The organism is Kosakonia sp. H7A (assembly GCF_003028445.1).
Taxonomy (GTDB): Bacteria; Pseudomonadota; Gammaproteobacteria; order Enterobacterales; family Enterobacteriaceae; genus Kosakonia; species Kosakonia radicincitans.
Map to the genome: position 1 here is coordinate 111,464 of NZ_PYTZ01000009.1, position 25,033 is coordinate 136,496.

A 25,033-nucleotide genomic window follows, 5' to 3' on the forward strand; every position below is an offset into this window, starting at 1 on the left:
CTCACTGTTGTTATGTCCTCGGACGTAAAAACCAGCACAAGGGTACAATACCCCTCTAATTTGTAATGTTACAGGCTTCACGTATAAACAAGGTGAATGAAATTAATTCACCCGTCGTACCATCAGATAGAGCGCCGGTTCGTGGGCCATATCCTGTAAGTGTTGTAATAGCTGGCGGCTCCAGCCACGCCACGGTTCCTCCGCCGTTTTGGCCAGCCGGGCGAAATCGGGTGCCAGCAGATTGACATGGCTGGCGTCGATGACGATTTCGCCGAAGGTGAGCAGCCCCTGCATTTTGCGCCGCGCGTCGGTGTCCTCCATCAGCGTCAGCCACTGTTGGTAGGCATCCAGCGGGCAGGCCAGCGCGACGTTGAGGCAATCGATCACCCCAACGTGATGACCAATAGCCAGCGAGTAGTACATCACCTGACGGCTTTTCTCCTCCAGTTCAACGCTGTCATCGACAAACTTTTGCCGCAGCGCCCAGAACATCACCTGCGCGGTTTGCTCAGACATGGTGGCGCTCCAGCTCACTCATTAATTGCTGCACGATCGCCGTCAGACGGGGATCCGCCGCCTGTTGCAGCCAGGCATTCACCCGTGATGCGCGCTGGCCGATCTCGCCTTCGCTCAGCAACGCAAAAAGATGATCGACGATTTCGCGCCCCTGGCGATAACCCGCCAGTTGCCGCGCCTGGCGCTCAAGGGTCACGCGCAGCGCCAGCGGCAGAGCAGGCCAGTTGACGCTGGCCGTTTCGTTTGGTGTCTGGATATGGTCAACCGCGTGCAGTTTCTGCTCCAGCAGGCCCAGTGCTACCGCGAAACCATGAATGGTGGCCGCCGGCGTCGGCGGGCAGCCGGGGATCCAGACATCAATCGGCACGATGGTGTCGCTGCCGCCCCACACGCAGTAAAGATCGTGGAAAATTCCGCCGCCGACGCCGCATGCGCCGTAGGAGATAGCAATTTTATGATCGGGCGCGGCATCCCAGGCGCGTAAAGCGGGCATGCGCATCGCGCGGGTCACCGCGCCGGTAAACAGCAAAATGTCGGCGTGACGCGGCGAAGCCACTACTTTGATGCCAAAGCGCTCGGCGTCGAACAGCGGCGTAATGGCAGCGAAAATCTCGATTTCACAGCCGTTGCAGCCACCGCAATCCACGCGGTAAACATAGGCGGAACGCTGGATATCGCGCAGCAAAAGCTGTTTGATTTTTTGCGCTGACTCATCAAGCTGCACCGGCTGGCTGACATGCTGCGACAGTATCTTCAGGTCGGAACTCATGCTTGCTCCTCAAGATAGTAATGAATGTTGGTGCTGTTGTGGTGTTCCAGCGCGGCACGACGCCGACAGGCCGGGCAGATGCACGCCTGCGCGCGCAGGGAATCGGCCAGTTCCAGGTTGTTCTGGCTGAGGGTCAGCAGTTCAACCGCCAGTGTGACCGATTTTTCCGGCGCGAAAGGCACGCCGCATTCGGTGCAGTGCTGCAAACGAAATGTCGCGCGCACATACAAATCGGCTTTGCGGGTGACCGCCAGTTCAAACTCTTCTGACAAATGGATAGCCCGCGTCGGGCACACCTCTTCGCAACGGCCGCAGTAAATGCAGCGGCCAATAAACAACTGCCAGACGCGGCGGTTTTCCTCTGGCGTGGTTTCCATGGTCAGCGCATTCGCCGGGCAGGCGGTAGTGCAGGCGCCGCAGGCAATGCATTGCAACGGATCCAGTTCGGGTTTACCGCGAAAACCGGGGCACACCTCCAGCGGCGCAAACGGGTATTTCACCGTGGGTTCGCCCGCCCTGAGAATGGTCTTCAACAATTTCAGCATCGTTTCTTTCCTTACTTCAGCGGCGAGTGGCGACGTTCAATGCCGTAACGTTCGATCTCTTTATAGGGCACGGTCGTCGATTTACGTTTACGCACGTCAACCAGCGTGACGCGGTCCGTGCACGAGTAGCAGGGATCGAGGCTGCCGATAATTAGCGGCGCGTCGGAGACGGTGTTGCCGCGCAGCATATAGCGCAGCACAGGCCAGTTGGCGTAGGTGGCCGCACGGCAGCGCCAGCGGTAGAGCTTCTGATTGTCGCCGAGCATGCTCCAGTGCACATCTTCCCCGCGCGGCGCTTCAACATAACCGAGGGCGAATTTATGCGGCTGGTAGCTGAAGCCTTCGGTCAGCAGCGGCGTGTCCGGCAGGTTATCGAGGCCAAACTCAATCATCGCCAGCGAATCAAACACCTCTTTTACCCGCACCATGAGGCGCGAGAAGACATCGCCATCCGGCCAGGTGAACAGGGTTTTCGGCAGGTTGCCGTAGTCGGCATAAGGGTGATCGAAGCGCAGATCGCGGGCGAAACCACTGCCGCGAATCAGCGGCCCCACCGGGCTGAAATCCCGCGCGACCTGGCGGTCAAGAATGCCGACGCCCTGGGTGCGCTGTGCCATGTTCGGCGTCGAGAGCAGCATATCCACCAGTTGCGTCACTTCGGCACGCATCTCTTTCACCAGTTGGATGGTCTTCACGCGTTGCTCTTTCAGAATGTCGCGGCGAATACCGCCAATCAGGTTCAGACCGTAGGTTTTGCGCGAGCCGGTCAGCAGCTCCGCCATCGTCATCGACTTCTCGCGGATGCGGAAAAACTGCATAAACCCGGTGTCGAAACCGACAAAGTGGCTGGAAAGGCCAATGTTAAGCAGGTGGCTGTGCAGCCGCTCTACTTCCAGCAGCACCGAACGGATAGTGTGCGCACGCTGCGGCACTACAATGCCCAGCGCGTTTTCCACCGAGGTGGTGTAGGCGACGCTATGGGCAAAACCGCAAATGCCGCAAACCCGATCCGAGAGGAAGGTGACTTCGTTATAGCCCATGCGGGTTTCCGCCAGTTTCTCCATGCCGCGATGCACATAGAACAGACGGTAATCGGCATCGACAATCCGCTCTCCATCGACAAACAGACGGAAGTGGCCAGGTTCGTCAGAGGTGATATGCAGCGGGCCAATCGGCACGATGCGCGCAGAATTGCCGCCATCATTGATAAAGGTGTAATTCTCCGTGTCGCTGGTCGGTTCCGGACGCAGGCGATAATCCATGGTGTCTTTGCGCAGCGGATGCAGATCGTCCGGCCAGTCGTCCGGTAAGACCAGCCGACGTTGATCCGGCAGGCCAACCGGGATCAGCCCGTACATATCGCGGATCTCACGTTCGCCCCACACGGCAGCGGGTACGCGCGGCGTCACCGACGGGAATTCCCGCGTATTGGCATCAACCAACGCTTTCACCACGATCCAGCACTTTTCCGCCCCTTCCATCGACAGTGCGTAATAGACTGCATAATGGCCGTTAAGGCTGCGTTCGTCGTTGCCAAACAGTACCGGCAGCCAGCCGTCATGCTGGTAATAGAGATAGTGAACAATCTCCGGTAACAGGTTGATCTTCACCGTAATGGTGACTTGTTCGAAGGTCTGGCGTTCTTCTTCCAGCACCGCGCCGGGAAACTGCATTTTCAACGCCGCAAGGCAGGCATTGCCGCGCGGCTGCTGGTGGTTCACGCTTGCTAAATAACTCACTTTCACTCTCCCTGGACGTGCGATGGTGTTGCCGACGTGGCGGTAGTATCAAACGTGACCCACAGCCAACTCAGCCGGGTGGGGCGCTCATCGTCGCCGGACAGTACGATGCTTGAGGCTCCGGCCAGCAAACGGCTGACCGGCTGCGGAATATGGGTACCCATCACCAGCATCATCACCAGTAACAGCACCATCGGAACGGTGGTCAGCCAGCCCAGTTCACCGCTGGCAACCTGCTGCGGCGGCGTGGCGAACAGCACTTTGGCGACCATGCGCACCAGCCCGCCAAGTACCAGCGTCAGCAGCAACAGCAGCACCAGCGTTACCACCAGGTGCTCAGCCGCCAGCCCGGCGGTGACGGTCATAAATTCACTGAGGAAGATGTTGAATGGCGGCATACCGCCGAGCGCCAGTGCACCGCCGCCGAGCAGCACGGCGGTCAGCGGCATCACTTTCAACATGCCGCACACCACATCCAGATTGCGGGTGCCGTATTTCAGCAGCACATTGCCGGAGCCGCAGAACAGCAGCGTTTTGGCGAGGCTGTGATTGAGGGTATGCAGCAGCGCGGCGAAGATGCCGAGTGGTCCGCCGATACCGAGCGCCACCGCCACCAGCCCCATATTTTCTACGCTGGAGTAGGCCAGCAGGCGTTTCATATCTTGCTGTACCAGGATGAAGAAGGCGGCAACGCCAACCGACAGCATGCCGAACACCAGAAGTAGCGTATTGGGGAAGCTGTCACCAATGGCGTGACAAATAATGATGTAGTAACGAATCAGCACCAGCAGCGCGCAGTTGAGCAGCACCGCCGAGAGCAGGGCGCTCACCGGGCTGGGGGCTTCACTGTGTGCATCCGGTAGCCAGGCGTGCATCGGGAAAAGGCCGGTTTTGGTCCCAAAACCGATCAACACAAAGACAAAAGCCAGCACCATTAATGTCGGGTCGAGTTTGCTGCTCTCTTTCAGCACTTCCGTCCAGAAAATGGCGTGATCCGGCTCGGCCATAAAGCTGGCGGCATTGGCATACACCAGCACGGTGCCGAACAGGCCAAATGCCACGCCAACGGTACAGATGATGATGTATTTCCACGCTGCTTCCAGCGAGGAGCGCTGACCGTAAATACCCACCAGAAACGCCGAGCTGAGGGTGGTGGCCTCAATTGCTGCCCACATCACAATCAGGTTGTTGCTGGTCACAACCAGTAACATGGTGAACAGGAACAGATGAAAGAAACCGTAGTAGTAACAGAGCGTGGATACGCTGATTTCGCCGTGATCGACTTCATGACGCATATAGCCAATCGAATACAGCCCGGTGAGAAAACCGATAATCCCCAGCAGTGACAAAAATAGACCGCTCAAACTATCAATGTGCAGCCAGCGGTGCGCGCCGAAAATTTCCCCTTCCTGCACGGCTTCTGCCACCGTCCACAATGCGACAATCAGTAACAGCGTAATGCCCAGTGAGTGCACCACCGTGACCAGCGTCCGCGCCGCATTCCCGCTCAACCGGCAGGCAAAACAGAGCGCAGAGACAACCAGCGGCGTCAATAGCAACAGCGTGAACATCAATGCATGACTCATGGTATTACCCCTTCAGCGCCGTAAGGTTGTTAACATCCAGCGTGCCGTGGGTGCGCCAGATTTTCCTTGCCAGCAGCGCCATCACAATCACGGCGAAAATGGCATCCGTCGCTATACCGATCTCAACCAGTTCCGGCGCGCGCCAGGCGAGCAACGCCAGCACCAGATGCGAGCCGTTTTCCATCAGGCAGTAACCGAATACCTGGCGCAAAATATTGCGCTGGCTGATGATGCACAGCAGACCCAGCAGGAAGTGACCGAGGGCGACAGCGAGCGCTGGTTTAAGCTGGGCGACCATCGGCAGTTGCACCGGACGGACGACAAACCAGCACAGCAGCACAATGGCTGCGGCCATCAGCACCAGCGTTGCCGGGCCAAACAGCCGTTCCCCTGCGCCATCCGGCGCCATCTTGCGAAACGCATAGCCCATAATCAGCGGCACCAGCAGCACCTTGGTGAAGAAGGCGCTGAACGACCACATCAGCAGTTGTTCCGCATCCAGCAACTGCGACAGCGTGAAAAAGATGGAGACCAGCACCAGTGATTGCAGGGCATACAACCAGCAGGAGACGGAGTAGCGTCTGGCGCAGGTGACCAGCAGCGAGGTGAACATCATCAGCCCCGCCAGATTGTTAACAAGCAAAGTTCCCGTCATCATCGACTCCCTTATCCAAGCCACGCCGCAGCAATCACGCTTGAGCACAGCGACATCACAATCAGAATGACCAGCACCAGTTTCATTGCCCACGGCAACGGTGCGGCCTGCGCCACCTCTTCACTCGCTTCGCCCGGTACGACGCGGCCAAACCAGTAGATAAACCAGCCGAAGCTGGCGACCGATTCCACCAGCGCCAGCACCATCACCGGCAGCAGGATCGGGTAGCTATTCGACAGCGCGAACCCGGCGGCAAAGAGGGGAAATTTGCTGAAGAAGCCGTTAAACGGCGGAACACCAGTAATGGCGAGTGCGGCAACGCAAAAGCCGATACCCGCCAGCGGCAGCGTGCGCATCACCCCACGCAAGCGCGGCAACAGGCGAGTGCCGCAGCTGTAGCTCAGCGCACCGGCGACGAGGAAGAACAGGCTCTTGGCGAAAGCGTGGTTGAAGATGTAAACAATCCCCGCTTTGAAGGCCAGCGGCGAACCGAAGGTGGAGAGCGACAGCGCGAGGAAGATCCACGCCAGTTGCGAAATGGTCGACCATGCCAGCAGCCGCTTCATATCTTTTTGCGGCAGGTACATCAAAAAGCCGTAGACCATCGTTATCGTTGCCATCGCCACACCGACCCAGCCGATGACATGGGGTATCTGGCCGCCTTCGGCGATGGCGCGGGCGAAAATATAGACGCCGACTTTCACCATTGACGCGGCGTGTAAGTAAGCGCTCACCGGGGTTGGTGCTTCCATCGCATCCGGCAGCCAGGCTTGTAACGGCAACTGGGCTGATTTCCCCCAGGCGGCAAACAGAATGCCGCCATACACCAGCAAGGTTGGCGCGCCCTGCAACTGGCTGATGGCGCTCAGGGCAAAGGTGCCGGTGTTGAGGAACAGCGTGGCGGCGGCCAGATATAATCCCAGCGAACCAACATGGGTAATCAGCAGCGCTTTCATGGCCGCGCGCTGTGATTTTTCGCTCTGGTAATAGCTGATCAGCGCCCAGGAACAGCCGCCGGTAATTTCGAAAAACAGCAGTTGACCCAGCAGCGTTGAAGAGAGCACCAGCCCGGACATCGCGCCGATAAAAATCAGTAAAAATGCGTAGTAGCGGTTGCTGCCATCGTGCGGATGTTCGCGGTTGCCGCGCGTCAGATAGCCGGTCGAATAGAGCGCCACCAGCAGGCCGAGAAACACCACCACAAACAGGATCAGCGTGCTGATGCGATCGACCGTGAGGCCAAACAGCGCTATCTGTCCTGCCGCCAGCAGCGGAATATCCACCGCTTCGCGTCCGGCACTGTAGAAACTGAGCGCCAGCGACAGCGTCGCCGCCGTCGCCAGCAGGGCAAACAGCGTGGCAAGCTGCGGGGCGGTTCGCCGGGGAGACAGTGAGACGATCAGCGCGCCGATAAAGGGCAGCAGCAGCGTCGTCAAAGCAAGAGTTTCCATCGTTTTCCTGTGCTCCTTACAGACCGGTTAACCAGAGAACATACGACAGCGCAGCCAGACTGAAGCCGAGCCAGGTAAGGTGATGCGTCAGCAAAAAGCGTCCGCGCGCCAGCGAGTTCTCCACCAGCGACGCCAGAACGAACACCACCAGCAATTTGATAAGCGTGATAATCAGCGACAGCGCCATCGCGCCGATGCTCAGGCTGGCGGCATTGCCGAAGGGGAAAAACAGCGCCAGAAACAGCGCGGCCATTACTACCTGCTTCAGCCCGATGCCCCATTTCACCAGCGCCAGACCCGCGCCGGAGTATTCGGTCAGCGGCCCTTCCTGCAACTCCTGTTCGGCTTCTGCGACGTCGAAGGGGATTTTGCCCATCTCAATAAAGCAGGCGAACCCGCAGGCGAGTAGCGCCAGCAGAGTGGCGACCGGTGAGATCCAGCCTGACGCCAGCGTGTTGCTGATGGCGCTGATATTGGTGGAACCGGCCAGCAGCGCCAGCACCAACAGCGAAAGGATCAACATCGGCTCCACCAGAATGCCCAGCGTCAGTTCGCGGCTGGCACCGAGGCCGGAGAAGGGGCTGCCGGTATCAAGGCCGGAAAGGGCAAAGAAAAAGCGGAACAGCGCAAAGAGATAAATCAGGGTGATCAGATCGCCTGCGCCAGCGAAGGGCGAGGTGCGGATAAACAGCGGTAATGTCATCGCTACCAGCAACATACTGCTGAGCAGCACCCACGGCATCACGCGGAACATCAGCCCGGAAGAGGCGGGCGCCACTGCCTGGCGTTTCAAAAGTTTTTGCAGGTCGCGGTAATCCTGCCAGATCCCAGGCCCTCGCCTTGAGTGCATGCGGGCGCGGATCTGGCGCGAAATACCGGTAAATAGCGGCGTCAGCGCCAGCAACAAGGCAGCCTGGCACAGCGCAAACAACCCCAGTGACCACGCAGAAGTCTGTTCTAACATCGTCATTCCCTCCTCACAGCGCAATCGTCAGCAGCAGGATCACCAGCGCGGCAATCACATACAGGCAATAGAGACGGAAATCCCCGCTTTGCAGGTACTGCACCAGACGGGCAATACGCTGAGTCGTGCTGACCAGCGGACGGATAATTTTGTCGTCCCAGAAGGGTTCGGTACGGCTGGCTATCTGCGTAATGCCTCCCAGGCTTTGTTGCAGAGGTGTGGTGGGATCGAGCTGTTTACGCAGGCGATACAGCGGGCCGAACATCACCCGTAGCGGCTGGGTAAAGCTGCCCGCTGAAGGTGCCATGCCTTTCTCCCATGCGTAACCGCAGGCCCAGGCATCGCCGCTGCGTCGCCAGTTGCCGCGCGTCTGGCGGTTGATGTACCAGAACACGCCGGGCAGCAGCGGCAGAGCAATCAGCAGCAGGAACAGGGTGGAGGGCGTCAGCATGGCCTGTTGCGCGTCGCCGGGAACCAGCGTTGCGCCCTGAGTGACGGCAAGAGACGTGCTGGCGGTAAGTGAAAGCGCAACCTGCAACAGGTGCGGCGCGACGACGCTGGCACCGACGCCGCACACAATACAGAGCAGCGCCAGTGCCAGCATGGCGGCAATCATTGGCCATGGCACTTCCCGTGCCTGATCGGCTTTTTCACTGCGCGGGTTACCGCAGAAACTAATACCGTAGACTTTGACGAAGCACATCGCGGCCAGCGCCCCGGTGATCGCCAGCATCACTATCGCGACGGGACCGGCGAGGCGTGGAATGATGGCGTCGATGCGCGTCAGGGAGAAGAGCGACTGGTAGGTGTACCACTCGCTGATAAAACCGTTGAGCGGCGGCATTGCGGAAATGGCGAGACAGCCCACCAGAAATGCGCCCGCTGTCCACGGCATCCGTTTCGCCAGCGCACCCATTTTTTCCATATCGCGGCTGTGCAAACGGTAGATAATCGCCCCGGCACCGAGAAACAGCAGCCCTTTAAACAACGCATGATTGAGCAGGTGGAACAGCGCGCCCAGCAGGCCGACAGCGGCAATCACCGGCTGGTGCAGCGCAATCCCCGCCATGCCGACGCCGACGCCCATCAAAATGATGCCGATGTTTTCCACCGTGTGCCACGCCAGCAGGCGTTTGATGTCGTGCTCGGCCAGCGCATACAGCACGCCGAGCACTGAAGAGACTGCGCCAAAAGCCAGCACCACCACGCCCCACCACAGCGGAATGCCGCTATGACCGAGCAGGTCGATGCCGACTTTGATGATGCCGAAGATACCGATTTTCACCATCACGCCGGACATCAACGCCGAGGTGTGGGACGGTGCAGCCGGGTGGGCGCGCGGCAACCAACTGTGCAGCGGCAACATCCCGGCTTTGGCGCCAAAGCCGAAGAAGGCGAGCAGGAAGACCGCCGAAGCGGTGCCCGGTGACAGCGACAGGGTGCGGAAGCTGGCGAAATCCAGGCTGCCGCTTTGCCGCCACATCAGGAAGAAGGCGATCATGATCAGCACAGAACCGGCGTGGGCAATAAAGAAGTAGAGCATCCCGGCGCGGATCGATTCGTCATCCTGGTCGGTGATAACCAAAAACCACGAGGCCAGCGACATCATTTCGAACAGCACAATGAACCAGAAGGCGTTATCCATCACCACCAGCCCGACCATCGAGGCGATAAACAGATTCATAAAGAACCCCATCGCACCCGGCCCTTTGCCGAGGTATTCGCGGACATAGGCCAGCGAATAAAGCCCACATAGCGTGACCAGCAGGGAAATCACCAGCAGCATAAAGGCGCTCAGGCTATCCAGCCGCACCATAAAGTGGGCGAAATCAAACGGCCCGGCAGCCTGCCAGGCGAGTGTTTCGCCGCCGCCAAGTGCGACCAGTGCGCTGGCAATACCTAATAATCCGCCGAGCATTGCCGAGATGCCGGCGACGTTGATGGCCAGAATTTGCTGACGGGAGAGCAACAGCGAGGCCACGCCACCGGCAACGTACAGCACGATTGACCACATCAATAATTGCAGGGCATCCATTAGCGTTGCTCCGATGAAGGGGAAACGGCCGCGAAAGTGATCTCTGTAGAACTCAGGGCGGCCAGCTCTCTGCGGGTTTTTAACTGTTTATGCATGGCGGAATCCGTCACCAGATGCAGGGCGTTGGTCGGGCAGGCCCGTACGCAGGATGGCCCTTCCGGCAGGAAGTGGCAGAGATCGCATTTCACTGCGATGGTTTGCACACCTGCATTCCAGCGCAAAAAAGGGTGGTCGGTGTTCGGACTGGCGGGCACATCGCGCAGTTGCTCTTCCGGCAGATGATGTTCGTAACGCGCGGGAATATTCAGTGGACGGCTGCCGGATGGCGTGATCGCGCCGAATGGGCAGACCAGACCGCACAGCTTGCAGCCGATACACAGGGTTTCATTGAGATAAACCGCCTCATCCTGGAAGGAGATGGCGTTGACCGGGCACACCTGTTTACAGGGCGCGTCGTCGCAGTGGCGGCAGAGCACGGGTGCGGTTTTCGTCTGCGTTCGCACCAGCGTGAGCCTCGGATGCTGTTGTAATCCCTGAAGTTTATGGGCATCCGAACACGCGGCAAGGCAGGTGTTGCATCCTATACACCACTCGGGATCGGCAATCACAAAGCGGTTCATGACGGCTCCTTGTTAATGAAGGCAAAATTCGTTGAACCTGCCTTAGCACAAGGTATGCCAGAATGTTAAAGCTTTGTATTTCAGTGATTTGTGTGTTCTTGAGCGGCCAGGGACGGACAAAAGTGATGGTCAGCGCTGAGCGAAAAATAACCTGTCGGCACTAGTGTCGAGATGCGGGAAAGAAATGTGATCGACTTCAAATAAGACACGAAGAGAGAAACGAGAAGGGCGAATCTGGGAGATTCGCCCTCGGAAAAGGAGGCGCAATCAGGCGTTTTCTTTCAGCCAGTTCAGCACGATGTCGTGGTGGTTGCTGGTTTTGAAATCATCAAACACATGTTCAATTTTGCCGTCTGCATCCACGAGGAAGCTGATACGGTGGATGCCGTCGTAGGTTTTACCCATAAAGGATTTTTCACCCCAGACGCCAAACTGCTCGCATACCTGATGGTCTTCATCAGACAGCAGCGTAAAATTGAGCAGCTCTTTTTCGGCAAAACGGGACAGTTTTTCAGGCTTATCCGTGCTGATACCCAGCACTTCTACGCCTGCTTTCTTCAACTCGTCCATGTTATCGCGCAGGCCGCAGGCCTGGACAGTACAGCCTGGTGTCATCGCCTTCGGGTAGAAGTAGACCAGAACACGCTGTCCCTGGAAGTCGGTCAAATTTACTTGTTCTCCGTCTTGATCGGGCAAGCTAAATTTCGGTGCAATATCACCGGCTTTCAGTGGATTCATTACTTAACTCCATCCTGTTCATCATGCTGAGAATAGTTAACGATGTTTATACTGCCTTGCGCGTGCAGTTCTGTACATAGGGCTTTGAACGCCTGCTCAATATTTGATGCGTCTTGTGAGGCCGGGCTGTGAGCGGTGATCTGGATAAATAACTGCGGGACTTCATCTTTATTTCCAGGCTGCGTGCGCGAAACCAGCTCGGCAATATTCATCTTGTGTGCGTCAAACAGCGCCGTAAAGCGCTCAATCAAATGCGGTGAATCAGGAACCTCAACCTGCACCCAAACGGTGGCGGGCATATCAGGGCGTGGACGGGCGTCGGTGCGCTTCATGACGATCAGCAAATCCAGCTCTGCGCCTTTCAGCGGCAGGGTGGATTCAATTAACGTAATGGCATTCCACGACCCGGAAAGCAGCATAATAAAAGTGAACTCTTCCCCCAGCATCGCCAGTCGACTGTCTTCAATATTACAACCGCAGCTACTGACGTGGCGTGTGATCGTGTTCACAATGCCAGGCCGGTCGGCCCCCAGCGCAGTGATAACCAAAAAATGTTGTGATGAGGTTGTCAAACCTGTGCTTCCTGTCAAACGTGAGGTAATCATAAGGAAAGCATAAAAAAAACCGGCATACAACCGCCACTGAGCCTCAGGTCTCTTGCTTTTCTTACAGCACCGCACGTACCATTGAGAATCTTGTTAGCACAGAGGATGGCCCATGTTCACGGGAAGTATTGTCGCGCTTGTCACGCCGATGGATTCGCAAGGTAAAGTCTGCCGCTCAAGCCTGAAGAAACTGATTGATTATCATGTCGCCAACGGAACCTCGGCGATCGTATCGGTAGGGACTACCGGTGAATCCGCCACGCTAAGCCACGAAGAACATGCCGATGTGGTGATGATGACCGTGGAACTGGCCGAAGGGCGCATCCCTGTTATTGCCGGGACGGGCGCAAACGCCACCGCAGAAGCCATCAGCCTGACGAAACGCTTTAATAACAGCGGTATTGTCGGCTGTCTGACCGTCACGCCGTACTACAACCGTCCTACTCAGGAAGGTCTGTTCCAGCATTTTAAAGCCATCGCCGAACATACTGACCTGCCGCAAATTCTGTATAATGTGCCGTCGCGTACCGGCTGCGATATGCTGCCGGAAACCGTGGGTCGCCTGGCGGAAATTAAAAATATTGTCGGTATTAAAGAAGCAACCGGGAACTTAACGCGTGTTCATCAGATCAAAGAGCTGGTTTCAGATGACTTTATTCTGGTGAGCGGTGATGATGCCAGCGCGCTGGACTTTATGCAGCTCGGCGGCGACGGCGTTATTTCCGTGACCGCTAACGTCGCGGCGCGAGATATGGCAGAAATGTGCAAACTGGCTACCCAGGGGCATTTCGCCGAAGCGCGCGTGATTAACCAGCGTCTGATGCCGTTACACAACAAACTATTTGTCGAACCCAATCCGATCCCGGTCAAATGGGCATGTAAGGAGTTGGGGCTTGTAGCAACCGATACGCTACGTTTGCCGATGACGCCGATCACCAATAGTGGTCGTGAGGTTGTCCGTGCAGCGCTTAAGCATGCCGGTCTGCTGTAAAGTTTAGGGAGATTTGATGGCTTACTCAGTACAGAAGTCGCGCCTGGCGAAGGTAGCGGGTGTTTCACTTGTGATGTTGCTCGCCGCCTGTAGTTCCGATTCACGTTACAAGCGTCAGGTTAGCGGTGACGAATCCTATCTGGATGCCACACCGCTTGCTGAACTTCATGCGCCGGCAGGAATGATCCTTCCGCTGCAAAACGGTGATTACAACATCCCTGTCACGAACGGCAGCGGCGCAGTCGGCAAAGCGCTGGATATCCGCCCGCCAGCACAGCCGCTGGCGCTGGTGAGTGGCGCACGTACCCAGTTTACGGGCGATACCGCAACGCTGATGGTAGAAAACGGCCGCAACAGCACGCTGTGGCCGCAGGTCGTCAGCATCATTCAGGCGCAAAACTACAGCATCGACAAACGTGACGATGCCTCGCAGAGCCTGACCACCGGTTGGGTTGACTGGAACCGTCTCGATGAAGATCAGCAGTATCGCGGCCGTTATCAAATCTCGGTGAAACCGCAGGGCTATCAGCAGGCAGTGGTGGTTAAGCTGCTGAACCTGGAGCAGGCGGGCAAACCGGTGGCTGACGCGGCATCGTTGCAGCGCTACAGCACCGAAATGCTGAACGTTATCTCCGGCGGTCTGGATAAATCCGCGACCGACGCGCAGAACGCTGCTGAAAAACGCAGCGTAACCTCGCTGGATGTCCAGAGCAGCGCGGATGATACCGGTCTGCCAATGCTGGTGGTGCGTGGTCCGTTCAATATCGTATGGCAGCGCCTGCCGGGTGTGCTGGAAAAAGTGGGCATGAAAGTGACCGACAGCACCCGTTCTACCGGCAGCATTTCCGTTACCTACAAGCCACTGTCTGACAGCGGTTGGCGGGATCTGGGCGCGCGTGATCCGGGCCTCTCCGCCGGTGACTACAAGCTGCAGGTCGGCGATCTGGATAACCGCAGCAGCCTCCAGTTTATCGATCCGAAAGGTCATACTCTGACGCAGTCGCAAAACGATGCGTTGGTCGCGGCATTCCAGTCAGCGTTCAACCATTAATCCCTAAGGCCGGAAAACTCCGGCCTTTTTTAATTTTGGTGACGCAAACGTGTGCGTCGGCGTAAAATAGCGAAATCGTCTCTAAATCATCACACCTGGAGTAAGAAAGATGCAAAAGCAAGCTGAGTTGTATCGCGGCAAAGCGAAGACCGTATACAGTACCGAAAACCCGGATCTGTTGGTGCTCGAATTCCGTAACGATACGTCAGCAGGGGATGGCGCGCGCATTGAACAGTTCGATCGTAAAGGCATGGTGAACAACAAGTTCAACCATTTCATTATGAGCAAACTGCAGGAAGCTGGCATCCCGACCCAGATGGAAGCACTGCTCTCCGATACCGAATGCCTGGTGAAAAAGCTGGATATGGTGCCGGTTGAATGTGTGATCCGTAACCGCGCGGCTGGCTCGCTGGTTAAGCGTCTGGGCATTGAAGAAGGCATCGAGCTGAACCCGCCGCTGTTCGATATGTTCCTGAAAAACGACGCAATGCACGATCCGATGGTCAACGAATCCTACTGCGAAACCTTCGGTTGGGTGAACAAAGAAAACCTCGCGCGTATGAAAGAGCTGACCTACAAAGCTAACGACGTGCTGAAAAAACTGTTCGATGATGCTGGCCTGATCCTTGTCGACTTCAAACTGGAGTTCGGCCTGTTCAAAGGTGAAGTGGTACTTGGCGATGAGTTTTCACCGGATGGTAGCCGCCTGTGGGATAAAGAAACACTGGATAAAATGGACAAAGATCGTTTCCGCCAGAGCCTCGGCGGCCTGATCGAGGCTTATGAAGCCGTTGCCCATCGTCTGGGCGTGAAATTAGACTAAACCCACCCCGCATTACCGCCAGAGGATGCTTGCATCCTCTGGATTTCGCATCTTTTTTCCCGTGCTAATCCTTCCCTGAGCGCCTACGATCATATATACAGTGTCCATCATTGGGATAGGGAGTAAGTTATGCGCTGGCAAGGGCGTCGAGAAAGTAGCAACGTAGAGGACCGGCGCAATGAGTCGGGCGGGCCGTCAATGCGCGGTCCGGGGTTTCGCCTGCCAGGCGGTAAAGGCGGGTTGATCCTGCTGTTTGTGGTGATGGTGGCCAGCTATTACGGCGTTGATCTGACAGGTTTGCTCACCGGGCAGCCGATCAATACCGCTCCGCAGCAGCAACGGAGTATCAGCCCGCAGGAAGATGAATCTGCCCGCTTCACCAGCGTGATTTTCGCTTCGACGGAAGATACCTGGGGCGAAATTTTCCAAAAGATGGGGCGAACCTATCCACAACCTAAGCTGGTTATGTATCGCAACCATACCAACACTGGCTGCGGCACAGGGCAATCGATCATGGGGCCGTTCTACTGCCCGGCGGACAGCAAGGTCTACATTGATCTCTCCTTTTATGACGAGATGAAAAATAAACTTGGCGCGGGCGGCGATTTTGCCCAGGGCTACGTTATTGCCCATGAAGTGGGGCATCACGTACAGAAGGTGCTGGGAACAGAAGCCAAAGTTCGTCGCCTGCAACAGAATGCGACGCAAAAAGAGGCCAATGAACTCTCAGTACGCATGGAGCTTCAGGCCGATTGCTATGCGGGCGTCTGGGGCCACAGCATGCAGCAGCAAGGCGTGCTGGAAGCGGGCGATCTGGAAGAGGCGCTGAATGCCGCGCAGGCGATAGGCGACGATCGGTTGCAGCAGCGCAGCCAGGGCGCAGTATTCCCGGAGACCTTCACCCATGGTACTTCCGCGCAGCGTTACAGCTGGTTTAAACGCGGTATGGACAACGGCGATCCGGCGCAGTGCGACACCTTCAGCGGGCGTCTCTGACCTTCTGCTATGTCACCGTTTGCTGAACTGAGCGCACAGATGACGCGGCAGGGCATCCGCCGCTTGCTGGTGGTCAGCGGCTCGCCCGGCTGGTGTGAAGCGCAGGCCTGCACGTTGCGCGAAAATCTTCCCGGAGACTGGCTGTGGGTGGGCGAAACCGCATCCTGGCCGCTGCACTGCGCGCCGCGGGCACTGACGACGCTGCTGGGGCGCGAGTTTCATCATGCGGTGTTTGACGCCCGCACGGGTTTTGATGTCGCCGCGTTTGCTGCGCTCGCCGGGACATTAACCGCCGGTAGCTGGCTGGTGTTGCTTACGCCGCCCTTCAGCGTATGGCCGCAACAGCCGGATGCTGACAGTGCACGCTGGAGCGATACCATTGAGCCCATTCCGGTGCCGGTTTTTGTCGGGCATTTTTGTCGAACCGTACTGACTGACAGCCAGGCGCTGATCTGGCGTGAAGGTCAACCACTCACTTTCCCCGCTGAAATTCCGCGTGCCGACTGGCATCCCGCAACCGGGGCGCCAGCGCAGGAGCAGGCGCGGATCCTTGCACGATTACAGACGATGCCGCCCGGCGTAATGGTCGTTACTGCGCCGCGCGGAAGAGGGAAATCGGCTCTGGCGGGTATGCATATTGCGCGATTGTCGGTTCCCGCCACGGTAACCGCACCTGCGCGTGCTGCCACGGATGTGCTGGCGGCTTACGCCGGAGAACATTTTTCCTTTATGGCGCCGGATGTGCTGGCGCAGCGGATTGCGCACAGCGGCAGCCAGCCTGGCTGGCTGGTGGTGGATGAAGCGGCTGCCATCCCCGGCCCTTTGCTGCATACGCTTGTCTCGGCCTTTCGGCATGTTCTGCTCACCACCACGGTTCAGGGTTATGAAGGCACCGGGCAGGGGTTTCTGCTGAAATTCTGCGCCGGGTTTCCCCATCTGCAATTTGAGGCACTGAATACGCCGCTGCGCTGGGCATCAGGTTGTCCGCTGGAGCAGGTGATTGAAAACCTGCTGCTGTTTGATGATGCGCAGATTGGCGAGGTGCCTGCTGGCGAGGCGACAATCCTGCCGCTGGCGCAAGATGCCTGGCAGCGAATGCCCTCGCGGTCTGCGGCGTTATACCGTCTGCTGGCGAGCGCCCACTACCGCACTTCGCCGCTCGATCTGCGACGCATGATGGATGCGCCAGGGCAGCATTTCTGGCTGGCGCAAAAGGCGCAGAGCGTGGTTGCTGCACTCTGGCTGGTGGAGGAGGGCGGATTAAGCCCTGCGCTGAGCCAGGCGGTGTGGGCTGGTTTTCGTCGCCCACGCGGCAACCTGGTGGCGCAATCGCTGGCGGCGCATGGCGGAAATCCGCTTGCCGCCACGCTGCGTGGGCTGCGCGTCAGCCGTATCGCCGTGCATCCCGGTTGCCAGCGTGAAGGCATTGGCCGGGCGCTGATTGCCCGTGCGCAGGCGCAGGCCGACGGTTGCGATTATCTGTCGGTCAGTTTTGGCTTCACGCCTGCGCTGTGGCATTTCTGGCAGCGTTGCGGGTTTGTGCTGGTGCGTCTGGGTAGCCACCGGGAAGCCAGTAGCGGCTGTTATACGGCGATGGCCATATTGCCCCTGACGACGTCAGGCCAGGCGCTGGCGGAACGTGAACAGCAGCGCCTGGCGCGCGATCTTCCCTGGCTTGCGCCCTGGCGTGAGGAAAAGTTGTCCTTACCCGCCGTGCAGGCGTCTACCCTTAATGAAGAGGACTGGCAGGAGCTGGCCGGGTTTGCTTTTGCTCATCGTCCACTCTCTGCGGCCATCGGCGCGTTATCCCGCCTGCTGCAACACAGTGCGTTACCGTTGGTGGCGCTGCGCGGGCAGCTTTCAGACGGTGAGAGCGAGCAGACCGTGTGCCTGCGCCTTTCGCTTCACGGGCGCAAAGCGTTGCTGACGCAGCAGCGGAGTGAAGCCGCGCAGGCGCTGCAACAGCTCGATGCGCAGCGCACGCTTACCCTGAAAGAACGGGTGCAGAAAATGCAGTTTTTTTAACTATCTCATTCAGTTAAATGACATGGTCATTATTACTGCCGGGCGTAAACTGCACTCAACGATTAAGGAGACCATCATGAAACATGACCATTTTGTTGTGCAAAGCCCACTCGCCCCGGCTAAACAGCTCCTGCTGTTGTTCCATGGTGTTGGCGATAATCCGGTCTCCATGGGCGAAATTGGTAGCTGGTTTGTTCCGCACTTTCCCGATGCACTGATTGTCAGCATTGGCGGCATTGAAGCCGCAGGCGCGGGACGCCAATGGTTCTCCGTTGAAGGTGTGACGGAAGAGAATCGCCAGCAGCGTGTGGATGCGGTGATGCCGCGGTTTATCGACATTGTGCGTTACTGGCAGCAGCAGAGCGGTGTCAGCCCTTTGGCGACGGCGCTTATCGGTTTCTCGCAGGGCGCAATTATGGCGCTGGAAGGGATGAAGGCGCAGCCGGATCTGGCATCACGCGTGATTGCTTTTAACGGTCGTTACGCCAGTCTGCCGGAAAATGCCGTCAGCGCCCAGACGATCCATCTCATTCACGGTGGCGAAGATCGGGTGATCGATCTGGCATGGGCGGTAAGCGCACAGGAAGCACTGCTGCATCTTGGCGGTGATGTGACGCTGGATATCGTCGATGATTTAGGCCATGCGATTGACGATCGCAGTATCGAACTGGCGTTAAATCATCTGCGTTACACCGTGCCGAAACACTACTTTGACGAAGCGTTAAGCGGCGGTAAGCCGAACGATGACGATATTATTGAATTGCTGTAAAAGCGAATTCACCCCCGGCTGGGGGTGAATGCGTTAGCGGGGTTACTTTTTCGGCTGGTCCTTGTTCGGCCAGTCATCATCGTCATCCCATTTGTCGTTGAAATCACGATGCGGCGGCAGATCGGGTTTATTGGCGAGGAATTTTTTGTGATCGACGCGGTTAAGATCTTTGATCACGTTCAGCAGTACGCCAAGTAAAAACACCAGCACCAGAATCCACCAATATTTAGCAAGCCAGTCCATGCAATCCTCCAGACCCGTCAGGAAATGAGTTGTTCCATAATGCGTTGATACATGCGGGCAAGCAGCTGTAAATCCGCCGCATTCACACACTCGTTGATTTTATGAATGGTCGCGTTCACTGGCCCCAGTTCAACGACCTGCGCGCCCATACGCGCGATAAAGCGCCCATCGGACGTGCCGCCTGTGGTTAACAGTTGCGGTCTGATCTCATTATAGTGCTCGATAGCGTTCACCACCGCATCGACCAGCTTGCCGCGCCCGGTCAGGAAAGGCTGCCCGGAAAGCCACCAGTCTACGGTGTAGCGCAGCTGATGTTTTTCCAGCAGCGCCTGTACCTGCGCTTTAATCATCTCGTCGGTCAGTTCAGTGCTGAAACGGAAGTTAAACTGCACAAACAGATCGCCAGGAATGACGTTATTGCTGCCGGTGCCTGCTTTGATATTGGCAATCTGCATGCTGGTCGGCGGGAAGTATTCGTTGCCGCGATCCCACTCAATTGCCACCAGCTCGTTGAGCATTGGCGCAGCGCGGTGTACCGGGTTATCGGCAAGATGCGGGTAAGCCACATGGCCCTGCACACCGTGAATTGTCAGGTTGCAGGTCAGGGAGCCGCGACGACCGTTTTTCACCACGTCGCCAACCACTTCCGAACTGGAGGGTTCGCCAACCAGGCAATAATCAAGACGTTCGTTGCGCGCCATCAGCGCCTCGACCACTTTTACCGTACCGTTGGCAGCGCTGGCTTCTTCATCAGACGTGATCAGAAAGGCAAGGCGTCCTTTATGTTGCGGGTGCTGTGCGACAAAACGTTCGGCGGCGACTACCATCGCGGCCAGCGAACCTTTCATGTCTGCCGCGCCGCGGCCAAATAGCATGCCATCACGAATGGTCGGTTCAAACGGCGGGTTGATCCAGCGATCGGCATCGCCGGCAGGCACCACATCGGTATGCCCGGCGAACGCCAGCGTCTCCCCCTGGCCGCGCCATGCCCAGAAGTTGAGCGTGTCGCCAAAGTTCATCGGCTCGATGGTAAAACCGATGGCACGCAGACGTTCAATCATTAACGCCTGGCAACCTTCATCATTTGGACTCAGAGAAGGGCGACGAATAAGCTGCTGTGTCAGCTCAATAACCGGGCACGACATAAACTACACCTCGTTGATAAACTTCTCATAACTGGATTCATTGAAACCCAGCAGCATAGGCTTACCGGGCGCGCAGAGCAATGGGCGTTTGATGATTGATGGCATTTCAAGCATCAGCGCGGCGGCGGCATCGGCGTTGGTAATAGTGGCACGCAGGCTTTCATCCAGCTTACGCCAGGTGGTGCCGCGGGTATTCAGCAGGGCTTCCCAGCCAAGTTCATCAATAAATGTACGCAGTAATTGGGCATCAAGGCCGTCAGCGCGGTAATCGTGAAAGCGATAGTCCATCTGGTTCGCTTCCAGCCAGCGGCGCGCTTTTTTGATGGTGTCGCAATTTTTAATGCCGTACATTGTGATCATGGTGAATCCTTTTGTCTCATTTTTGGATATTTGCACAAGAAATTAGAATAACGGAATGTAATTAAAATATCATTCTTCTGCTAATACGGTTTTAACGAATGTAACCGCTTTGTTCCAGTTTGAATAAACTTTCAGATGTTGCGCATACCATTCCAGTGGTTAAAAAACGGAAACCATATTGTTGATAAAATCCTGTCTTTTCCGGAACTGAATATATAAATGTTTTGCCGAAGGGTAATAACGTTTTAACAATATTGATCATCAACTGCTTACCATAACCGCGGCCCTGCATTTCAGGCGCAACAACAATATCCGCCGCATAGCTGGCCCATGTCAGATCGCTGATGGCGCGCGCCGTGGCGACCAGTTTCCCCTCATGGTAACCGAACCAGCAGAAGGTGCTGTTACGCCATGCCTGCTCGACTAATGCCGGGTCGCGCTGGTTGAGCCCACCGGCGGCGAGCAGCGCTGTCACTTCCTGCCAGTCAACATGTTCAATTGCGGATTTATCGTACAATGTGATCGCCATTTTATTTATCCTTATAGAGCCTGTGGAATATTGCTATCACTCACAGTAAAAACCGAATTGCCGGCGCATAGTTAACACAGCTCCATTAAAAATACCCTGCTAATGATGAGTGAAGCAATCAGTTAAAATACCTTCACAGTCATCGGGGCGTTTAGTAGAATGGCGGCGATAATAAGAGAGGTTGTTATGATTGAACATGAACTGGGGAACTGGAAAGATTTTATCGAAGGCATGCTTCGTAAATAATTTCCTGACGAATAGTTAAGCAGTGACGGCTTAAAAATAAAATGTGACCAATCACATAAAAAAAGGCGACTCCACGGAGTCGCCTTTTTGCTGGCTTTATTGCGCGCGCTCTTTCAGCGGGAAGCGGCGACGTACCAGCACAAAGAACAGCGGGACGAAGAAGATGGCCAGGATGGTGGCGGAGAGCATCCCGCCGATAACGCCCGTGCCAACCGCATGCTGGCTGCCGGAACCCGCCCCGGTGCTGGTCGCCATCGGCAGTACGCCGAAGACAAAGGCCAGCGAGGTCATCAAAATAGGGCGCAGACGCTGGCGGCAGGCATGCAGCGTTGAAACCAGCAGATCTTCACCTTTCGCATTCATGTCGTTGGCAAATTCAACAATCAGAATGGCGTTCTTCGCCGACAGGCCGATAACCGTCAGCAGACCGACCTGGAAATAAACATCGTTTTCCAGCCCGCGCAGCCAGGTTGCGAGCAGCGCACCGATCACGCCGAGCGGCACGACCAGCATTACCGAGAACGGCACCGACCAGCTCTCATACAGTGCCGCCAGACACAGGAACACCACCAGCAGCGACACGGCATACAGCGCAGGCGCCTGCGCGCCGGAGAGCCGTTCCTGATAGGACATCGCCGTCCACTCCAGCCCAAAACCGGTCGGCAACTGTTTGACCAGCTTCTCCATCACATCCATTGCCGTACCGGTACTGACGCCGGGAGCGGACTCCCCGATAATCTCCAGCGCAGCATAGCCGTTGTAACGTTCGAGGCGCGGCGAACCGGTTTCCCAGCGCGAAGTGGCAAAGGCTGAGAAGGGTACCATCGTTCCGCTGCTGTTGCGCACGTACCAGAGGTTGATATCGTCCGGTAACATACGGTACTTCGCGGCGGCCTGTACGTAGACTTTCTTCACGCGACCGCGATCCATAAAGTCATTAACGTAGCTGGAACCCCAGGCTGTTTGCAGCGTGTCGTTGATATCATCAATCGACACGCCCAGCGCCTGCGCTTTGCGCTGATCGATATCAATTTGCAACTGTGCGCTGTCGTCGAGGCCGTTATGGCGAACACGGGTCAGCGCCGGATCTTTCGCTGCCATCTCCAGCAGCCGGTCACGTGCCGCCATCAGCGCATCGTGGCCCGCTCCGGCGTGATCCTGCAACTCCATATCAAAACCGGCGGAACTGCCCATCCCGCTGATGGCTGGCGGGCTGCTGGCAAAGACGCGGGCTTCATTAATGCGGTTAAAGGCTTTGGTAGCGCGTTCAATAATGGCGGCGGCGCTGCCGGTTGTCGGGTTGCGCGCATCCCAGTCTTTCAGGCGGACAAACAGGCGCGCAACGTTTTGCCCGTTCCCCCCTGGACCGGAACCGACGGTAGAGAAGACCGATTCGACATTCTCTTTTTCATGAGTGAAAAAGTAATCTTCGACTTTTTGCACCACTTTCAGCGTCTGTTGCTGCGTTGCGCCGCTCGGTAATTGCACGGAAGTGGTGAACATCCCGCGGTCTTCCAGCGGCAGAAACGAAGTGGGCAGGCGCAGGAAGAGCAGCACCATGCCGCCAATCAGCAGCACGTAGAGAACAATCCAGCGCAGGCTGCGGTGGAGGATTTTCCCAACCACGGTTTCATAGCGATGCGCATTGCGGTCGAAAATACGGTTAAATGCGCCGAAGAACCCTTTCTGCCCGTGCAACTCGCCCTTGTGCAGCGGCTTCAGCAGCGTCGAGCACAGCGCCGGGGTGAGGATCATCGCCACCAGCACCGACAGTACCATCGCCGACACAATGGTGATGGAGAACTGACGGTAGATAGCGCCCGTGGTGCCGCCAAAGAAAGCCATCGGCACAAATACCGCCGACAGCACCATCGCAATCCCGACCAGCGCGCCCTGGATCTGCCCCATCGATTTGCGCGTCGCTTCCCTGGGCGAAAGCCCCTCTTCGGTCATGATGCGTTCGACGTTCTCGACCACCACAATCGCATCGTCCACCAACAGACCGATGGCCAGCACCATGGCGAACATGGTCAGTGTGTTGATGCTGTAACCGAAGGAATAAAGCACCGCGAACGTGCCGAGCAGCACGACCGGTACGGCAATGGTGGGGATCAGGGTGGCACGGAAGTTTTGCAGGAACAGATACATCACCAGGAATACCAGTAAGATCGCTTCCAGCAGGGTTTTCACCACGTCGATAATGGAGGCTTTTACAAACGACGTGGTTTCATAAGCGACTTTATATTCCAGACCATGCGGAAAAAAGGGCTCCAGCTCGTTAAGCCGGTTGATCACCTGCTCGGCGGTCTCCATTTCGTTGGCGCCGGAGGCCAGCTTCACCCCCAGACCGGAGGCGGCTTTACCATTAAAGCGGCTTAAGTAATCATATTTTTCTGCGCCCAGTTCCACCGTTGCGACATCGCCCAGCCGCACTTCGGAACCATCCTGGTTGACGCGCAGCGTGATATTGCGAAACTGTTCCGGCGTTTGTAATAGCGACTGCGCATTGATGGTGGCGTTAAGCGCCTGGCGGTCAACGGAAGGCGTACCGCCAAGCTGGCCGACAGCGATCTGCGCGTTCTGCGACGAAATGGCTTTGGTAACGTCGGATGCGGTGAGCTGGTAGCTGTTGAGTTTTGCCGGGTCGAGCCAGATGCGCATCGAATATTGCGAACCGTACGCGTCGATATCGCCGACGCCGTTGACGCGGCTGATAGGGTCCTGAATATTACTGGCGACATAATCGGCGATATCCTGTTTATCCATCGAGCCGTCGGTGGATACGAAGGCGATGGTCAGGATGTTGGTATCACCGGTTTTACGCACCGTTACGCCCTGATTCTGTACCGCCTGCGGCAGCTTACGCAGCGCGGACTGCAACTGGTTTTGCACCTGTTGCACGGCTTCATCCGGGTTGGTTCCGGCGCTAAAGTTCAGCGTCACCGTCGCCTGGCCGGTTGCGCTACTTTGCGATGACATATACATCAGATTATCGAGGCCAGTCATATTCTGCTCGATAACCTGGGTGACAGTATTTTCCAGAGTTTGCGCTGAAGCGCCAGGGTAGTTAGCAGTAATACGAACGTTCGGTGGTGCTAAATCAGGATATTGCTCGACGGGTAAAGAGATAATGGCAAGTGTCCCCGTAAGACAGATCAGGATCGCCAGCACCCACGCAAAAATGGGGCGATCAATAAAAAAATTCGCCATCAGAAAGAAAACCTCATATCGCTGCGTATCGTTATAGTCACATTGCTTGCATCAATGTAGCGGCAATGCAGAAACCAATCGTGGAGAAAAAAAGGAGAAAATGTAAATTATCATGCCTGTTTAAGGCGTATCTATGCAGAACCTATTTTAACCCAAATTTTCTTCCGTCATTTCGTCAGTCTAAAGACGTTTTTTTACAGTTATTGATTATTTGCGCTATTGGCAGCAAAAAACACCCGCCTGATGGTCGCGCCGCACGGAGCCCTTTTTAACCCTGCCAATCAGACGCATTTGTTCCAAAATGCGTCTGGAAATTGATCTGCTACAAGTTCGTGACAAATAGATAACCTTCCTGGGCAATTGAACATTGCCTGTCTCTGAGACTCCCGGTAAATAAAATGCCTGATTAAAACCAGGGTTAA

The 25,033-nt window shown here is 56.7% G+C and carries 24 protein-coding genes; 7 read left to right on the forward strand and 17 right to left on the reverse strand.

What is annotated here, in order from left to right:
* Nucleotides 1–102: 102 nt before the first annotated feature.
* The 12 genes from CWM66_RS23285 to CWM66_RS23340 form a co-directional block, all read right to left on the reverse strand.
* Entirely contained in the window at nt 103–516 is a 414-nt protein-coding gene (locus CWM66_RS23285) for a formate hydrogenlyase maturation HycH family protein (RefSeq protein WP_035888109.1), read from the reverse strand.
* Entirely contained in the window at nt 509–1,285 is a 777-nt protein-coding gene (locus CWM66_RS23290) for an NADH-quinone oxidoreductase subunit B family protein (RefSeq protein ID WP_035888107.1), read from the reverse strand. Before CWM66_RS23290 ends, CWM66_RS23285 begins: the two co-directional genes overlap by 8 nt.
* On the reverse strand, nt 1,282–1,830 hold the full coding sequence (gene hyfH / locus CWM66_RS23295; protein WP_007370866.1) for a hydrogenase 4 subunit H: 549 nt from the start codon (nt 1,828–1,830) through the stop codon (nt 1,282–1,284). The genes CWM66_RS23290 and hyfH overlap by 4 nt, the downstream gene beginning before the upstream one ends.
* An 11-nt stretch (nt 1,831–1,841) precedes the next feature.
* A complete protein-coding gene (locus CWM66_RS23300; RefSeq protein WP_090397560.1) occupies nt 1,842–3,503 on the reverse strand; it encodes an NADH-quinone oxidoreductase subunit C in 1,662 nt (553 codons plus the stop codon).
* A 68-nt stretch (nt 3,504–3,571) separates the two neighbouring features.
* The gene (gene hyfF / locus CWM66_RS23305; RefSeq protein WP_107147361.1) at nt 3,572–5,155 is read right to left on the reverse strand and encodes a hydrogenase 4 subunit F; all 1,584 of its coding nucleotides are present in this window, start codon (nt 5,153–5,155) and stop codon (nt 3,572–3,574) included.
* 4 nt (nt 5,156–5,159) lie between these two features.
* Entirely contained in the window at nt 5,160–5,810 is a 651-nt protein-coding gene (gene hyfE, locus CWM66_RS23310) for a hydrogenase 4 membrane subunit (RefSeq protein ID WP_043952721.1), read from the reverse strand.
* Nucleotides 5,811–5,821: 11 nt separating this feature from the next.
* On the reverse strand, nt 5,822–7,261 hold the full coding sequence (locus tag CWM66_RS23315; RefSeq protein ID WP_007370870.1) for a hydrogenase 4 subunit D: 1,440 nt from the start codon (nt 7,259–7,261) through the stop codon (nt 5,822–5,824).
* Between the two features lie 16 nt (nt 7,262–7,277).
* Entirely contained in the window at nt 7,278–8,225 is a 948-nt protein-coding gene (locus CWM66_RS23320; protein WP_090396346.1) for a respiratory chain complex I subunit 1 family protein, read from the reverse strand.
* 13 nt (nt 8,226–8,238) lie between these two features.
* On the reverse strand, nt 8,239–10,260 hold the full coding sequence (gene hyfB / locus CWM66_RS23325) for a hydrogenase 4 subunit B (protein ID WP_107147362.1): 2,022 nt from the start codon (nt 10,258–10,260) through the stop codon (nt 8,239–8,241).
* Nucleotides 10,260–10,880: a 4Fe-4S dicluster domain-containing protein gene (locus tag CWM66_RS23330; protein ID WP_074778808.1), complete on the reverse strand. Its 621-nt coding sequence runs from the start codon at nt 10,878–10,880 to the stop codon at nt 10,260–10,262. Before CWM66_RS23330 ends, hyfB begins: the two co-directional genes overlap by 1 nt.
* Nucleotides 10,881–11,147: 267 nt before the next feature.
* Nucleotides 11,148–11,618 (reverse strand): thioredoxin-dependent thiol peroxidase, encoded by a 471-nt coding sequence (gene bcp, locus CWM66_RS23335; RefSeq protein ID WP_007370874.1) that lies wholly within the window; start codon nt 11,616–11,618, stop codon nt 11,148–11,150.
* Nucleotides 11,618–12,190, reverse strand: coding sequence for a glycine cleavage system transcriptional repressor (locus CWM66_RS23340; protein WP_007370875.1), 573 nt, complete (start codon nt 12,188–12,190; stop codon nt 11,618–11,620). Before CWM66_RS23340 ends, bcp begins: the two co-directional genes overlap by 1 nt.
* A 145-nt stretch (nt 12,191–12,335) precedes the next feature.
* Between CWM66_RS23340 and dapA the strand changes: the two genes are divergently transcribed.
* The 6 genes from dapA (at nt 12,336) to ypfH (ending at nt 18,878) form a co-directional block, all read left to right on the forward strand.
* Entirely contained in the window at nt 12,336–13,214 is an 879-nt protein-coding gene (gene dapA, locus CWM66_RS23345) for a 4-hydroxy-tetrahydrodipicolinate synthase (RefSeq protein ID WP_007370876.1), read from the forward strand.
* Nucleotides 13,215–13,230: 16 nt separating this feature from the next.
* Nucleotides 13,231–14,265 (forward strand): outer membrane protein assembly factor BamC, encoded by a 1,035-nt coding sequence (bamC, locus tag CWM66_RS23350; protein ID WP_071921165.1) that lies wholly within the window; start codon nt 13,231–13,233, stop codon nt 14,263–14,265.
* Nucleotides 14,266–14,374: 109 nt separating this feature from the next.
* Nucleotides 14,375–15,088, forward strand: a complete 714-nt coding sequence (gene purC, locus CWM66_RS23355) for a phosphoribosylaminoimidazolesuccinocarboxamide synthase (protein WP_007370878.1) — start codon at nt 14,375–14,377, stop codon at nt 15,086–15,088.
* 129 nt (nt 15,089–15,217) lie between these two features.
* Nucleotides 15,218–16,084 (forward strand): neutral zinc metallopeptidase, encoded by an 867-nt coding sequence (locus CWM66_RS23360; protein ID WP_071921164.1) that lies wholly within the window; start codon nt 15,218–15,220, stop codon nt 16,082–16,084.
* Between the two features lie 9 nt (nt 16,085–16,093).
* Nucleotides 16,094–18,109, forward strand: a complete 2,016-nt coding sequence (locus CWM66_RS23365) for a tRNA(Met) cytidine acetyltransferase TmcA (protein ID WP_107147363.1) — start codon at nt 16,094–16,096, stop codon at nt 18,107–18,109.
* Nucleotides 18,110–18,185: 76 nt separating this feature from the next.
* Complete coding sequence (gene ypfH / locus CWM66_RS23370; RefSeq protein ID WP_072439964.1) at nt 18,186–18,878, forward strand: esterase; 693 nt, start codon at nt 18,186–18,188, stop codon at nt 18,876–18,878.
* A 42-nt stretch (nt 18,879–18,920) separates the two neighbouring features.
* Here the strand turns inward: ypfH and CWM66_RS23375 are convergent, their stop codons facing one another.
* The 4 genes from CWM66_RS23375 to CWM66_RS23390 form a co-directional block, all read right to left on the reverse strand.
* Nucleotides 18,921–19,121, reverse strand: coding sequence for a YpfN family protein (locus CWM66_RS23375; RefSeq protein WP_007370882.1), 201 nt, complete (start codon nt 19,119–19,121; stop codon nt 18,921–18,923).
* Between the two features lie 17 nt (nt 19,122–19,138).
* The gene (gene dapE / locus CWM66_RS23380; RefSeq protein WP_107147364.1) at nt 19,139–20,266 is read right to left on the reverse strand and encodes a succinyl-diaminopimelate desuccinylase; all 1,128 of its coding nucleotides are present in this window, start codon (nt 20,264–20,266) and stop codon (nt 19,139–19,141) included.
* A gap of 3 nt (nt 20,267–20,269) precedes the next feature.
* Complete coding sequence (locus tag CWM66_RS23385; RefSeq protein WP_007370884.1) at nt 20,270–20,626, reverse strand: ArsC family reductase; 357 nt, start codon at nt 20,624–20,626, stop codon at nt 20,270–20,272.
* A 91-nt stretch (nt 20,627–20,717) separates the two neighbouring features.
* Nucleotides 20,718–21,155: a GNAT family N-acetyltransferase gene (locus CWM66_RS23390; RefSeq protein ID WP_007370885.1), complete on the reverse strand. Its 438-nt coding sequence runs from the start codon at nt 21,153–21,155 to the stop codon at nt 20,718–20,720.
* Nucleotides 21,156–21,341: 186 nt separating this feature from the next.
* Between CWM66_RS23390 and ypfM the strand changes: the two genes are divergently transcribed.
* Nucleotides 21,342–21,401, forward strand: a complete 60-nt coding sequence (gene ypfM / locus CWM66_RS23395; RefSeq protein ID WP_100181659.1) for a protein YpfM — start codon at nt 21,342–21,344, stop codon at nt 21,399–21,401.
* Between the two features lie 96 nt (nt 21,402–21,497).
* Here ypfM and acrD read toward each other — a convergent pair whose 3' ends face one another.
* The gene (acrD, locus tag CWM66_RS23400; protein WP_035888083.1) at nt 21,498–24,611 is read right to left on the reverse strand and encodes a multidrug efflux RND transporter permease AcrD; all 3,114 of its coding nucleotides are present in this window, start codon (nt 24,609–24,611) and stop codon (nt 21,498–21,500) included.
* Nucleotides 24,612–25,033 lie beyond the last annotated feature (422 nt).

Bases quoted from the DNA above. Each gene is read 5' to 3' on its own strand.
- CWM66_RS23320 (WP_090396346.1), bottom strand. From the start codon at position 8,225: ATGTTAGAACAGACTTCTGCGTGGTCACTGGGGTTGTTTGCGCTGTGC.
- CWM66_RS23330 (WP_074778808.1), bottom strand. From the start codon at position 10,880: ATGAACCGCTTTGTGATTGCCGATCCCGAGTGGTGTATAGGATGCAAC.
- bamC (WP_071921165.1), top strand. From the start codon at position 13,231: ATGGCTTACTCAGTACAGAAGTCGCGCCTGGCGAAGGTAGCGGGTGTT.
- dapA (WP_007370876.1), top strand. From the start codon at position 12,336: ATGTTCACGGGAAGTATTGTCGCGCTTGTCACGCCGATGGATTCGCAA.
- CWM66_RS23285 (WP_035888109.1), bottom strand. From the start codon at position 516: ATGTCTGAGCAAACCGCGCAGGTGATGTTCTGGGCGCTGCGGCAAAAG.
- bcp (WP_007370874.1), bottom strand. From the start codon at position 11,618: ATGAATCCACTGAAAGCCGGTGATATTGCACCGAAATTTAGCTTGCCC.
- CWM66_RS23290 (WP_035888107.1), bottom strand. From the start codon at position 1,285: ATGAGTTCCGACCTGAAGATACTGTCGCAGCATGTCAGCCAGCCGGTG.
- CWM66_RS23365 (WP_107147363.1), top strand. From the start codon at position 16,094: ATGTCACCGTTTGCTGAACTGAGCGCACAGATGACGCGGCAGGGCATC.
- purC (WP_007370878.1), top strand. From the start codon at position 14,375: ATGCAAAAGCAAGCTGAGTTGTATCGCGGCAAAGCGAAGACCGTATAC.
- CWM66_RS23300 (WP_090397560.1), bottom strand. From the start codon at position 3,503: ATGCAGTTTCCCGGCGCGGTGCTGGAAGAAGAACGCCAGACCTTCGAA.
- CWM66_RS23385 (WP_007370884.1), bottom strand. From the start codon at position 20,626: ATGATCACAATGTACGGCATTAAAAATTGCGACACCATCAAAAAAGCG.
- CWM66_RS23360 (WP_071921164.1), top strand. From the start codon at position 15,218: ATGCGCTGGCAAGGGCGTCGAGAAAGTAGCAACGTAGAGGACCGGCGC.
- CWM66_RS23375 (WP_007370882.1), bottom strand. From the start codon at position 19,121: ATGGACTGGCTTGCTAAATATTGGTGGATTCTGGTGCTGGTGTTTTTA.
- acrD (WP_035888083.1), bottom strand. From the start codon at position 24,611: ATGGCGAATTTTTTTATTGATCGCCCCATTTTTGCGTGGGTGCTGGCG.
- CWM66_RS23315 (WP_007370870.1), bottom strand. From the start codon at position 7,261: ATGGAAACTCTTGCTTTGACGACGCTGCTGCTGCCCTTTATCGGCGCG.
- CWM66_RS23390 (WP_007370885.1), bottom strand. From the start codon at position 21,155: ATGGCGATCACATTGTACGATAAATCCGCAATTGAACATGTTGACTGG.
- hyfB (WP_107147362.1), bottom strand. From the start codon at position 10,260: ATGGATGCCCTGCAATTATTGATGTGGTCAATCGTGCTGTACGTTGCC.
- dapE (WP_107147364.1), bottom strand. From the start codon at position 20,266: ATGTCGTGCCCGGTTATTGAGCTGACACAGCAGCTTATTCGTCGCCCT.
- ypfH (WP_072439964.1), top strand. From the start codon at position 18,186: ATGAAACATGACCATTTTGTTGTGCAAAGCCCACTCGCCCCGGCTAAA.
- hyfF (WP_107147361.1), bottom strand. From the start codon at position 5,155: ATGAGTCATGCATTGATGTTCACGCTGTTGCTATTGACGCCGCTGGTT.
- hyfH (WP_007370866.1), bottom strand. From the start codon at position 1,830: ATGCTGAAATTGTTGAAGACCATTCTCAGGGCGGGCGAACCCACGGTG.
- hyfE (WP_043952721.1), bottom strand. From the start codon at position 5,810: ATGACGGGAACTTTGCTTGTTAACAATCTGGCGGGGCTGATGATGTTC.